Below are 11,990 nucleotides of genomic sequence, written 5' to 3'. Positions count from 1 at the left end.
TCCACTATCATTTAGCTGGTGATGGTGATTAATCAGCAAGATATAATCATAAAAAATCTCTGTACAGACTTTGAGTATCAATATACTTAAAGCTAATAAAATTGCGGGTTCCCTCACCCCGCCTACCACAAATAAAAAGGCCACAAGATGTTAAAACTTACTCAGACGCAAACGCGTCGTGCGCTGCTATTTTTAGTCAGCTTTCATATACTGATTATTTGTGCCAGTAATTATCTGGTTCAATTACCCTTTCAAGTATTTGGTTATCACACTACCTGGGGAGCATTTAGCTTTCCATTTGTGTATTTAGCCACAGATCTCACTGTACGTATTTTTGGTCAACAAGCTGCTAGGCAGATTATCTTTAAAGCTATGCTACCCGCTTTAGTTGTGTCGTATTTAATTGGTGTATTGTTCCATCAAGGACAATTTCAACAGTTAAATGCCTTATTAGACATCAATACTTTTGTGTTTCGCATCGCTTTTGCCAGCTTCATTGCCTACCTTATCGGACAGTTAATGGACATTACCGTATTTGCTCAATTAAGAAAGGCGCGTGCGTGGTGGATTGCACCTGCGGCATCGACCTTAATCGGTAATTTTGTCGATACATTGGTCTTTTTCAGCGTGGCTTTTTACGCTTCAACAGATGTCTTTATGGCAGCACACTGGCCAGAAATCGCCACCATAGACTATGGTTTCAAATTGATTGTGAGCTTGGGATTATTTTTACCTGCTTACGGGGTGTTATTAAGAGTGCTCCAAGATAAGTTGCTTAGCACTCATCAACACTCGGTTAGAATTTTATAACATGATTTGTCATTCATTGGGATATTTTGAAACTAACCTGTCCCTTTTGATTGAAATGAGTGAATTTAATTAACCGAACAAACATCGCGTGGTAGCTGCAGCTATCACGCTTTGTTATGTCCAAAAATTGAAATCCAGCCCACACCTGTATTTGTCTTACCTCCCATGATTAGTTAAGCAATTGAAGATTCAGCAGAGTTTCCGTTCATCTATAGGCTTAAACTAATCATAAACTCAACTGAACAGACCTGTTATAATATCGGCCTTTATATACCTAAAACACCGCTTGTGGAGCGCTTAGATGTACACTTTAGCAATTCGTGAATTTACCGATGCAACCGACACGGTTTGCCAACTCATTGCCAAATTGACCCAACAAATCCCTGAATTAGACAGTCCACAAACTCAAGCGGATATCCAACAGCGATTAAGCTTAGCTCCCTGCTTAATCTTAATTGCTTACGTTGAAGGCGAAGCCGCTGGATTCAAATTAGGCTATGCCAAACACGACACTGAGTTTTATAGCTGGTTAGGTGGTGTATTACCGGATTTTCGACAGTTAGGGTTAGCTAAATCGATGTTGAAATATCAGGAGAAATGGGTTGCCCATAAAGGGTATGTCACTTTATCTGTCAAAACTCGTAACCATTTTAATGCCATGTTGAATATGTTGGTCAGTCGTCAGTATCAGATTACTGCGGTTGAAGCGGATCAAAGTAACATTAGTCAGCATAAACTGCATTTACAAAAACAGCTTAATCTTTCTGCAACCCAATAACCTAGCAGACTTTATGCAGTAAGAATGTAAAGCTGAAATAAGATTGCGAATAAAACTTGCAAACGATAATGAGAATGATTACTATTTATGTGCGTTCCAAAGCTCAGTTTCAATTTTAAAGCTTCATCACCTTTATTTTTACGCTGAGTTCGCAAGCACGACATTGCTCACACACTCTTTGTGGCCGGATTAATCATCCGGCTTTTTTTTGCCTAAAAATGACCGAAATTAACTAAAATGTAAGCCATCGTAAGGGTTGTTGGTATGCTCATCTTTGGCTTTATAGTACAGACCAATAGTGAAAACTGTACCCTTGCCTTCGGTTGATTTCACTTCTATCGTGCCGCCTAAGCGCTTAATAATCCCGTAACTTAATGATAGCCCTAAACCGGTACCATCTTTGCGGGTGGTATAGAAAGGATCGAAAATACGGCTCAGTTGCTCAGCACTGATCCCGACACCTTCATCTTCCACTTCTATTTTTACCCCTATAGGTTCATCGTTTTGCAGCCAATCTTGGGTTCGGATCCAGATACGATCCCGATCAGGCTCTTTTTTGGCTTCTATCGCATGGGCGGCATTTATCACAAGGTTAATCAATACTTGCTGCAGTTGGGGGCGATTCACCTCAACAGGACAGCTTGCATTGAGTTCTTTGACTAACACGACTTGTTGCTTTTGAATTGAGTGACGCACCAGCACTAACACCTCTTCGACTATCGGTGTCACTTGATGCATTTCTATCGGGGCATTAAATTCACCTGGGCGACTGTACTGCAATAAACTGCGAATAATAGTGCTGATCCGCCCGACTTGCTGAATGACCAGTTCAATTTCCTCCGCAACCAGCTCTGCTTGATCACCCAGCTCGAACTTCAATAACTCCATGTTACCCAAAATAACTGCTGTAGGATTATTAATCTCATGTGCAATACCTGCGGTCAACTCACCTAAAGCGGTAAGTTTTTCATTGGTCACTAGCTGCTGACGGGTCTCATTCAATAACGCCACATTACGCTGTAACTCTTCAGTTTTATCTTGCAGACTTTTGGTTCTTTGTTCGACTTTGACTTCAAGTTGCTCTGCAGCAGCTTGAATTTGCAGATTACGGCGTTGCAATAAATCCAACATACTATCAAATTGTTCTGCCAAGTTTGCCAGCTCATTATCACGGTCTAAACCTAACTCACCAATTCGTACATTACGTCCAGACTGCACGGCTTTAACAACGTGATGAATGCGCTCAATCGGTTTTAATAAACTGTAGGCGCCGCGATAAACCAATAACCCCGAAATAAACAGCACCAACATTAAAATACTGCCAAGCTCGATAATATTTAATAGGTAGTTATTGATAAAGGGGCCTTCAGAAAATCCGGTATAAACCATCCCAATGCGCTTGCCGTAGATATCAAGTAAAGGGGCATAGGCTGAAATATACCAATCGTTAAATACAAATGCCCTGTCTATCCAAGGTTGACCTTCTAATAGCACTTTCTGCCTTACCTCTTCTGACACTAATGTGCCTAGGGCTCGATTTTGATCTGAGTATTGTGAAGAAGAAGCATTCATAGGGACATTGGTACTGACTCTAACGTTGTCTAAAAACACCGTCACTGTGCCAATAGATAATTCAGGTAGCGTACCTTTGTCATATACCAAATTACGTATGTAATCGACAATTGCAGTATCTCTATTGAGCAGGTTTCCACCGTCAAGATACCAAGTTACCGATGAATCTGGGTTAATGATTGGCAACACACTGCGGCTAACTAAACCACGTTTCTCCTGCGCTTTTGTCGGTTCAAGCGCCCTTTGAGTTGTTTTTAAATCTATGATGGCATATTGGGCTAATTGCGAGTCGATTTCTTTTAAGCGTTTAGGCGACAACACCATCATTCCTGAAGAGGGTGACTTAGTTTTTTTTCGTAACAAAGCACTTAAATCAGTATCATTATTAACTTGATCAGCGCTGACCACACGTAAAAAATCTAAACTAAGTTGTTGTTTAGTTTGATTAAGAACCTGTGAAATGGTTTTTCGTGCCTGTTGATTATTTTTATCTTGAAGTAGCTGTTTAAAAGCGGTTTGAAATGCCCATGAATTTGCCACATGCACCAATTGCTGCTCTTGACGATTTTGCACTTGCTCTAAGGTATTTTCAGCAACGGTTAAATCAGCCTTAACCTTCATAAATAATTGCTGGCTGGTGTAACTAATATTCCAATAGATGGTAATAAAAACCAAGCTAACAAGCGTTAATAGAATCGGTAATAAGGTTAAAATCAATAGCCGATAGCGCACTTTTGCCTGCATTTGCTGCCAGCTGATGTTAAAAATTCGCTTAAAAAAAGACACGATTATACTTCCTCTTGCTCATCAGAAGTCTGTCCAAGCCAATCTTTATATTTTCTATCGAGCGTTTTACGTGACACACCTAAATCCCGTGCTGCCGCGGATTTGTTACCATCATGAGCATCGACAACCTTGGTAACATGTTCTTTCTCAACCGCTTTTAAGGGCCAATCAAGGGGATAACCATAGTTTTCAATGGTTTCTATCACAGCTGTTTTTTTCCAATATTCAGCTGGCGGCTTACCCAGCAAAATGCAGCGCTCAATCATGTTTTTCAATTCACGAATATTACCCGGCCACTCGTGTTGTTTTAGCACTTGTAGATCTTCATGGCTCCACAACACAGGTTTAATGCCTAAATCCTTGGAGATTTGCACGGTAAAATGATGGGTTAATTCAACAACATCTTCAGGTCTTGCTCGTAAAGGTGGGATTAGAATATTCAATACATTTAAACGATAATACAGATCACGACGGAAGAGCCCTTTTTCGACTTCATCCACCAGCAAACGATTCGTCGCAGCCACCACTCGCACATCAATATTGACTTCTTTTTCACTGCCAACAGGTCGAATAGCTCGCTGCTCCAACACCCTAAGTAAGGCCGTTTGCATGTTCATTGGCATTTCACCTATCTCATCTAAAAAGATGGTGCCACCAGATGCAAAATTAAATAACCCTTCCCGTGAAGTTTTAGCGCCAGTAAATGAGCCGGCAATGTGACCAAACAATTCACTGGCTAGCAGTTCTGGCGCAATAGCACCACAGTTAACCGGAACAAACGGACCCGTTCGACCACTCAACTGATGTAATTGCCTTGCGACAAGCTCTTTACCCGTGCCAGATTCACCCTCAATCAATACCACAGCATTGGTAGGTGCGACACGTTCAATAACTTGTTTAACTTCATGAATAGCATCACTGCTGCCGATAATTGTTGACGATTGACCGTGTGATAACTCGCGTCTAAGCATAAAATTTTCACGTTTTAGTAGACGTTTTTCAATACACCGGTCAACCGCTGTCATCATCTGCTCAAGATGAAACGGCTTCATAATAAAATCGGATGCGCCAGCGCGTAAGGCCTTAATCGCAACATCCATATCTGCGTAACCCGTCATGAAAATAATATCGGATTGTCGGTCAGTATCATCTAACGCTTCATGCCACTCAATACCCGAGCGGTCGGGTAATCGTATGTCGACAATTAACACATCAAAATGCCCTTGGCTTCTAAGCTGCTCTGCTTCAGCAATCGTTGATGCGGTTTCAACAAAGGCGAATTTTTTTAACATCGCTTTGGTTAAAAAACTACGCATACCGGGTTCATCATCAACAATCAGCACAGACATACTGGTATTAACACTGGCAGACATACTCATTAGCGCTCCGGTTGGACATTTTGACTCAATTTGAACTCTCTTTGGCACCTAATGATACTCGTTAGGTCAGTATGAACCACTGAAAAGTGACCTTGGGACAATTTGTCTTAGGTGTTTTTAACCACCGTGGGATCTGCTTCACAAATTAAGGATTTGTCGTGAACTGAATTTGCACTTAATGCGGTTGGCATTTAACTTGCTTAACTGTGTGGGGTATCTGAACGTTATTCACCTCAGCCTGATGCTCTTTACATTAAATATTGCCACACACATTCTATAAAAGGATTGACTGATGTTTAAACAAATCGCCTGTATCACTGCGTCATTTAGTATATTAAGCAGCTTGGCTTTTAGTCCGTTTTTACAAGCGCATGAGCATGACGCTCATAGTGTGATTAAATTAGCCACCACCACCAGTACTGAAAACTCAGGTTTATTAAGTGCGTTATTACCGACTTTTGAAAAAGAGTCTGGTTATTCGGTGCAAGTTATCGCAACAGGCACAGGGCAAGCGATTAAGCTTGCTAGCCAAGGCGATGTTGATATCGTTATGACCCATGCTCCGGCTGCTGAAGCTAAGTTTGTAGCTGATGGCTATGGCGTGCAGCCACGTGGCTTAATGGAAAATGATTTTGTGCTACTTGGTCCGAAGAGTGATCCAGCCGGCGCCCATGACGCAAAAAGTGTGCTTGAAGCATTTGCACGTATTGCTGCAAAACCAAGTACCTTTATCTCTCGCGGTGATAACTCTGGCACTCACATGAAAGAGTTAGAGATATGGCAACAAGCTAACGTAAAAACTGATTTTGCAGGCTATACTTCAGTTGGCCAAGGCATGGGTAAAACTTTATTAATGGCTGACGAGTTACAAGCATACACCTTAACCGACCGTGGTACTTTTGTGGCATTTAAAGCGAAACTGGATTTAAGCATTCGTTTTGAAGGCGGCAAAGAATTAGCCAATCCTTATCAAGTGATGCTAATCAATCCCACAAAATACCCAGAACTAAATCATCAGGGTGCTCAAGCATTAAGCGACTGGTTAATCAGTCCCAAAGCACAAAAAATGATTAACCAATTCACAGTGCAAGGAGAGCAATTGTTTAAGGCAACTTATCAAAAATGAGTGAAGGCTGGTTAGCCCTATTGCAGCAAGCTTTTCGCTTGCTGCTATCCTTTGACCCCGATGTATGGTCAATCATTAATGTGTCTTTCTCCGTCTCGTTTGCGGCACTTTTTATCACCTTAATTCCTTCAATTATGTTGGGTTTTTTTCTGGCATTTACCCATTTCCCTGGCCGCTGGATCATCACCAATTTAATTCAAACCTTACAATCCATCCCTACTGTGGTGATTGGTTTACTGGTGTATTTATTGCTCACCCGTAATGGTGCTATGGGTGATTTAAAGTGGCTATTTAGCCAAAATGGCATGATATTCGGGCAAATGTTAATTTGCGCGCCAGTGTTAGTAGCCTTATCACAAGCGGCATTTGCCAGTGTTGATCGCCGTGCATGGGAAACATCGCGTACCTTAGGCGCCAACTGGTTAATGGCTATTTGGACCGTCTGTCGCGAATTACGGGTCGCCTTATTACTGGCCATTGTTGCCGCATTCAGCCGTATTTTAACCGAGGTCGGTTGCTCTATGATGGTTGGCGGGAATATCATGAATGTGACCCGCAATATTCCTACCGCGATTGCATTAGAAACCAGCAAGGGTGATTTTGCTCAGGCGATTGCACTGGGGTTGGTATTGTTGATTTTAGCATTAGTGCTTAATTTCGCACTGGGCTCATTACGGGGTAAAGCCCTGCCAAGGAGCCACTAATGAGCCAATCGGCACTAATACCAACTCAGATAAAAGCAGCGATAGAAGCCACTGATTTAGTGATGCAATTTGACGCACGTAGGCTATTCAGTGCTAAAAAACTGCGTTTTGAAGAAGGCGATGTAATCTATTTACAGGGTGATAATGGCTCTGGTAAATCTACCCTAATGAAAATATTGGCCGGATTAATCAAACCCTCGCAAGGTCATGTGATCTGCCAAGGTTTTAGCCAGCCTGCATGGTGGCAGTCTGCTTCGTTATTAGGTAAAGCAGTCTATTTACATCAACATCCTTATCTTTTTGATGGCACGGTAAAATACAATCTAACCTATGGATTGTCGGCAAGAAAAATCCGCACCAAGGCGCTAAAGCAACGTCTTGAGCAGGCCATCAACATGGCACAATTATCAGATTTACTTCAACACTCAGCCACTGACTTATCCGGCGGTGAACGCCAACGCCTTGCCATTGCAAGGGCATGGATTTGTCAGCCAAAGCTGCTGATGTTGGATGAGCCCATTTCTAACATGGACAAGCATTCACAACGACTGGTGCTTGCAATGATTAATCAACTTAAAATTGAAGGTACAGGTTTATTGATCAGCAGCCATCAAACCTGTGGTTTAACCGCTTTATGCCTGCAGCATTGGCATATCAAAGATCAGGTCATTCATCCCAGTCAACATGTCCCTAATTTAGATACCCAACAAGATAACTCAGTAATGGAATCTCGCTATGTCATCGCCAAATGAACACTCACCAACAATTGAAGCCGTTATTCTTGCAGGCGGTATGGCCAGACGTATGGGTGGTGAAGATAAAGGTTTAGTCGAGCTAAATAACCAACCTATGATCAGTCATACAATTAACCGCTTAGCACCTCAAGTGCAGCGCATCATGATTAACGCTAATCGTAATCAACAGCGTTATAGCGAGTTTGGTTATCAAGTAATGAGTGATATTGATTCCGGTTACTTAGGCCCACTAGCGGGCATGATCACCGCCATGGGACACACTCAAGCAGAGCTCTTGCTGGTAGTACCCTGCGACTGTCCACTGCTGCCCCATGATCTAGCCAGCAGAATGCTTGCCACTATGCAGCAAACAGGTGCTGAACTGGTGGTGGCTAGCGACGGTAAACGCGAGCAACCTGTGGTGTTATTACTTAAACCGAGTTTACGTGACTCAATGAAAGCATTTTTAGATGCAGGCGAGCGCAAAATCGATTTTTGGTATGCTAAACATCACTATGAAGTGACCAGTTTTGCCGATCAACCCAACGCATTTATTAACGTCAATACACCAGAACAAAAACAACAACTCGCCGATCAAATAGCGCAGTAATTAAAAAATAGAGGTAATTATGTCTTGTGTGTTTAACAATCCACTGTCGATCCCCGTTCTTGGCTTTTGTGCATACAGTGGCACAGGCAAAACCACATTATTAAAGCAACTCATTCCAGAGCTCAATCGTCGCGGCCTTCGCCTAGCGGTGATAAAACATGCTCACCATAATTTTGATGTCGATATTCCCGGCAAAGATAGCTATGAAATGCGTAAAGCAGGTGCCAAACAAATGTTGGTAGCCTCGCATGTTCGTTGGGCATTAATGACTGAAGATGCGTTAGATTCGGATCCCAGCTTGCCACATTTGCTAAAACAAATTGAAGCCGACAAGGTTGATATTGTATTAGTGGAAGGCTTTAAAAAGTTAGCATTACCTAAAATTGAACTTCATCGCGCCTCACACGGTAAACCTTTTATTCATACCCATGATGACAATATTGTAGCAATAGCCTGCTGTGATGAAACCCAAACACCTGCTGAGCTTACTCGATTAGACCTTAACAATGTCGGTCAAATTGCCGATTTCGTGGTGCAATATCAACAAAGTTGGCAAGCACCTAAGGTGACATTACCCATTGATTTAGCATCAGCAGAAACACCACAGCCTGGCCAACAAGGTTTATCTGTGGCCCAGGGTATCAATCATATTTTAAATCAAGTTTCTGCGATCACAGAAACTGAAATGGTTGACTTAGATCTACTCGATAATCGTGTATTAGCCCGTGATTGTATTTCTCCGGTTAATGTCCCGCAACACACCAACTCAGCGATGGATGGTTACGGTTTTGCATATAGCGATGTTGCCGCAGCTACGCCATTTTATGTAGTTGCAGAAGTATTAGCGGGACACGGTTATGACAAAGTCGTACAACCTGGTGAAGCCGTTCGCATTATGACGGGCGCACCTGTGCCGCAAGGCGTTGATACTATTCAGCCGCGCGAGTTATGCGACACTCAAAATAATCAGGTTACCCTATTAGACACTGCCAGCATTAAACTAGGACAGCATGTACGTCTAGCCGGTGAAGACATTGCCGTAAATGATGTTGCTTTAAGTAAAGGGACCCGTTTAGGCGCTGCAGAGTTAGGCTTATTGGCTTCATTAGGCTGTTACCAAGCCGAAGTGGTTAATGCGCCAACCGTGGCGGTGTTCTCTACCGGTGATGAGGTCAGCCAGCCTGGCGAGACTTTAAAACCTAACTGTATTTATGATTCAAACCGCTACACCATCAAAGCCATGGCTCGTAAATTAGGCTGTAACATTATCGATTTAGGTATTATTGAAGATAATGAGGCTGCCTTAACCGCCGCTTTACTTCAAGCATCTGCGCAAGCCGATATTGTCATTAGCTCAGGCGGAGTGTCTGTTGGCAATGCCGACTACATCAAAGCGGTGTTAGCTAAGATCGGCCAAATAAACTTTTGGCGGATCAATATGCGCCCTGGCAGGCCCCTGGCTGTAGGCAAAATTAATGACAGCCTGTTTTTTGGATTACCTGGAAATCCTGTTGCTGTAATGGTGTCTTTTTTACAGTTTGTGCAACCTGCTTTACGTAAAATGGCAGGCGAGCAATCACCAACAGGCGAGCAACCATGGCAACCACGTTACATCCCCGCCATTGCGGATGAGTTTTTGCGCAGTAAAACCGGTCGCTCTGAGTTTTTACGTGGCATCTATCATATTGCAGCCGATGGACAAGTGCATGTGCGTTCAACGGGAGCGCAAGGCTCTGGCATGTTGAGCTCTATGGTATCGGGAAATTGCCTCATCGTGATTGCTGAAAAGGATGATCATATCGTTCAAGGTCAGCCAGTGTTCATTCAACCCTTTGCCGATGTGCTTTAACACGATTTAAGCGGTGGTGAACATGTTTAAATATTGTCAACACAGCCGAACGTATAGGCAAACGAAGTAGGTAAAATATGAGCCAAATTGTAGATGGGTTTAATCGGCAGGTTGAATACCTGCGATTATCGGTAACCGATCGCTGTGATTTTCGCTGTGTATATTGCATGAGTGAAGACCCCGAGTTTTTACCACGCGAACAAGTGCTCTCTTTAGAAGAGCTTTCATGGGTGGCACAAGCATTTACTGAATTAGGTGTGAAAAAAATCCGCTTAACCGGTGGCGAGCCGTTAATGCGAACCGATTGCGACCAACTGGTGAAATTACTCGGTAAATTACCCGGCTTAGAAGACTTGTCGATGACCACCAACGGATCTCGCTTATCTAAACTAGCAAAACCATTACATGACAATGGCTTATCTCGTTTAAATATCAGTTTAGACACGCTTAACCCAAGGTTATTTACCCAACTGACGCGAAATGGCAAGTTAGACCGAGTGATCGCGGGTATCGATGCCGCTATTGCTGCGGGATTTAACAACATAAAAATCAATGCGGTTATCTTGCGTGGTCAAAATGACCATGAGGTCATTGATTTAGTCAACTTCTGCCGAGAACGGCATTTAGACATCGCCTTTATTGAAGAAATGCCTCTGGGTGTAATGGATGAGCGTAAACGCAGCAGACATTGTTCAAGCGCTGAAGTGCGTCAATTGATTGAGCAACATTATGCTTTAGTGCCCTCCAGCAAACGTACCGGTGGACCGGCAAAATATTTTAAAATGGCTGACAGTCACATTCATATTGGCTTTATTTCGCCACACAGTAATAATTTTTGCCATGAGTGTAATCGTGTCAGGGTGACGGTAGAAGGTCGATTATTGTTATGTTTAGGCAATGAGAACTCTATTGATTTAAAAGCCATAGTAAGAGCGTTTCCCGCTGATATTGAACGCTTAAAAACCGCCATTTTATCGGGTATCAAATTTAAACCTCAGTCGCATCATTTCGATCAGCAAGGCGTGCAAATTCTACGGTTTATGAATGCAACAGGGGGGTAATTCGTATTTTTCGTGATCGATGATAAACTTCACTTATCATCAATCACTAAGTTGAGTCTATGGCTTTATCACGTAAAAAATGGAATACGATTATTATTCTTGCCAGCGCAATGATGATTGCAGTATTAACCTTTATAGATAGTAAAACCACACAACTGCCAGCTGAGGCTATGCCACTATTTGATAGCGAATTACCATTAAAGCAATTGCAAATTAATACCCAATCTTTTGTCAATAACCAAGGCCTATGGCAATGTTCAGATGACGTGCTTAACTGTAAGCAATGGGTTGCTGCCTGGGAAAACATCGCCATATCTGCTTTGAAAACAGAGCCTGATCATACATCTTCGGCAATAAAAATCATCTTATCCATAGAAAACATCGATCAAGCCCAGGTATGGTTATTGTTTGCGGAAGAAGGCTTACTGCAGTCACCTAGCTTTAATTGGTACCAAATCCCCCCGAGCTTACGTACTGATCTATTACCCATAGTTAACGTACAACCTTAGTGTTGCCATTGAAAAACACTCAACATCAATCGTCCAAGATAATTCATCAACCCAACAGTGAAACAATAACCC

Annotated in this window: 11 protein-coding genes; 9 read left to right on the top strand and 2 right to left on the bottom strand. The window is 42.5% G+C overall.

Features of this window, described 5'->3' with window-relative positions:
* The first annotated feature begins 147 nt into the window (after positions 1-147).
* Both IEY03_RS11465 and IEY03_RS11460 read left to right on the top strand, forming a co-directional pair.
* On the top strand, positions 148-810 hold the full coding sequence (locus IEY03_RS11465) for a 7-cyano-7-deazaguanine/7-aminomethyl-7-deazaguanine transporter (RefSeq protein WP_188841734.1): 663 nt from the start codon (positions 148-150) through the stop codon (positions 808-810).
* A 301-nt stretch (positions 811-1,111) separates the two neighbouring features.
* Positions 1,112-1,588 carry a GNAT family N-acetyltransferase gene (locus IEY03_RS11460; RefSeq protein WP_188841732.1) on the top strand — a complete coding sequence of 159 codons (477 nt, stop codon included), beginning with the start codon at positions 1,112-1,114 and terminating at the stop codon, positions 1,586-1,588.
* 228 nt (positions 1,589-1,816) lie between these two features.
* Here IEY03_RS11460 and IEY03_RS11455 read toward each other — a convergent pair whose 3' ends face one another.
* Positions 1,817-3,904, bottom strand: coding sequence for a cache domain-containing protein (locus tag IEY03_RS11455; RefSeq protein WP_283103399.1), 2,088 nt, complete (start codon positions 3,902-3,904; stop codon positions 1,817-1,819).
* Between the two features lie 44 nt (positions 3,905-3,948).
* Complete coding sequence (locus IEY03_RS11450; protein ID WP_188841728.1) at positions 3,949-5,325, bottom strand: sigma-54-dependent transcriptional regulator; 1,377 nt, start codon at positions 5,323-5,325, stop codon at positions 3,949-3,951.
* 292 nt (positions 5,326-5,617) lie between these two features.
* Between IEY03_RS11450 and IEY03_RS11445 the strand changes: the two genes are divergently transcribed.
* From IEY03_RS11445 to IEY03_RS11415, 7 genes are all read left to right on the top strand, one after another.
* Complete coding sequence (locus IEY03_RS11445) at positions 5,618-6,451, top strand: ABC transporter substrate-binding protein (RefSeq protein WP_188841726.1); 834 nt, start codon at positions 5,618-5,620, stop codon at positions 6,449-6,451.
* On the top strand, positions 6,448-7,155 hold the full coding sequence (locus tag IEY03_RS11440; RefSeq protein ID WP_188841724.1) for an ABC transporter permease: 708 nt from the start codon (positions 6,448-6,450) through the stop codon (positions 7,153-7,155). Before IEY03_RS11445 ends, IEY03_RS11440 begins: the two co-directional genes overlap by 4 nt.
* Positions 7,155-7,907 (top strand): ABC transporter ATP-binding protein, encoded by a 753-nt coding sequence (locus IEY03_RS11435; RefSeq protein WP_188841722.1) that lies wholly within the window; start codon positions 7,155-7,157, stop codon positions 7,905-7,907. The genes IEY03_RS11440 and IEY03_RS11435 overlap by 1 nt, the downstream gene beginning before the upstream one ends.
* Positions 7,891-8,499 (top strand): molybdenum cofactor guanylyltransferase MobA, encoded by a 609-nt coding sequence (gene mobA / locus IEY03_RS11430; protein ID WP_188841721.1) that lies wholly within the window; start codon positions 7,891-7,893, stop codon positions 8,497-8,499. Before IEY03_RS11435 ends, mobA begins: the two co-directional genes overlap by 17 nt.
* 19 nt (positions 8,500-8,518) lie before the next feature.
* Positions 8,519-10,348: a bifunctional molybdopterin-guanine dinucleotide biosynthesis adaptor protein MobB/molybdopterin molybdotransferase MoeA gene (locus IEY03_RS11425; RefSeq protein WP_188841720.1), complete on the top strand. Its 1,830-nt coding sequence runs from the start codon at positions 8,519-8,521 to the stop codon at positions 10,346-10,348.
* A gap of 77 nt (positions 10,349-10,425) precedes the next feature.
* The gene (gene moaA, locus IEY03_RS11420; RefSeq protein ID WP_188841718.1) at positions 10,426-11,409 is read left to right on the top strand and encodes a GTP 3',8-cyclase MoaA; all 984 of its coding nucleotides are present in this window, start codon (positions 10,426-10,428) and stop codon (positions 11,407-11,409) included.
* Positions 11,410-11,468: 59 nt separating this feature from the next.
* Entirely contained in the window at positions 11,469-11,918 is a 450-nt protein-coding gene (locus IEY03_RS11415; RefSeq protein ID WP_188841716.1) for a hypothetical protein, read from the top strand.
* Positions 11,919-11,990 lie beyond the last annotated feature (72 nt).

It is taken from the genome of Shewanella aestuarii (assembly GCF_014647215.1).
Lineage (GTDB): Bacteria > Pseudomonadota > Gammaproteobacteria > Enterobacterales > Shewanellaceae > Shewanella > Shewanella aestuarii.
The sequence above is the reverse complement of the archived record's forward strand: the minus strand, read 5'-3'. Positions and strand labels throughout refer to the sequence as shown.

What these genes read in the sequence shown, in the direction of transcription:
- IEY03_RS11460 (WP_188841732.1), top strand. Translation starts at nt 1,112, where the DNA reads ATGTACACTTTAGCAATTCGTGAATTTACCGATGCAACCGACACGGTT.
- IEY03_RS11425 (WP_188841720.1), top strand. Translation starts at nt 8,519, where the DNA reads ATGTCTTGTGTGTTTAACAATCCACTGTCGATCCCCGTTCTTGGCTTT.
- mobA (WP_188841721.1), top strand. Translation starts at nt 7,891, where the DNA reads ATGTCATCGCCAAATGAACACTCACCAACAATTGAAGCCGTTATTCTT.
- IEY03_RS11440 (WP_188841724.1), top strand. Translation starts at nt 6,448, where the DNA reads ATGAGTGAAGGCTGGTTAGCCCTATTGCAGCAAGCTTTTCGCTTGCTG.
- IEY03_RS11465 (WP_188841734.1), top strand. Translation starts at nt 148, where the DNA reads ATGTTAAAACTTACTCAGACGCAAACGCGTCGTGCGCTGCTATTTTTA.
- moaA (WP_188841718.1), top strand. Translation starts at nt 10,426, where the DNA reads ATGAGCCAAATTGTAGATGGGTTTAATCGGCAGGTTGAATACCTGCGA.
- IEY03_RS11445 (WP_188841726.1), top strand. Translation starts at nt 5,618, where the DNA reads ATGTTTAAACAAATCGCCTGTATCACTGCGTCATTTAGTATATTAAGC.
- IEY03_RS11450 (WP_188841728.1), bottom strand. Translation starts at nt 5,325, where the DNA reads ATGAGTATGTCTGCCAGTGTTAATACCAGTATGTCTGTGCTGATTGTT.
- IEY03_RS11435 (WP_188841722.1), top strand. Translation starts at nt 7,155, where the DNA reads ATGAGCCAATCGGCACTAATACCAACTCAGATAAAAGCAGCGATAGAA.
- IEY03_RS11415 (WP_188841716.1), top strand. Translation starts at nt 11,469, where the DNA reads ATGGCTTTATCACGTAAAAAATGGAATACGATTATTATTCTTGCCAGC.
- IEY03_RS11455 (WP_283103399.1), bottom strand. Translation starts at nt 3,904, where the DNA reads ATGCAGGCAAAAGTGCGCTATCGGCTATTGATTTTAACCTTATTACCG.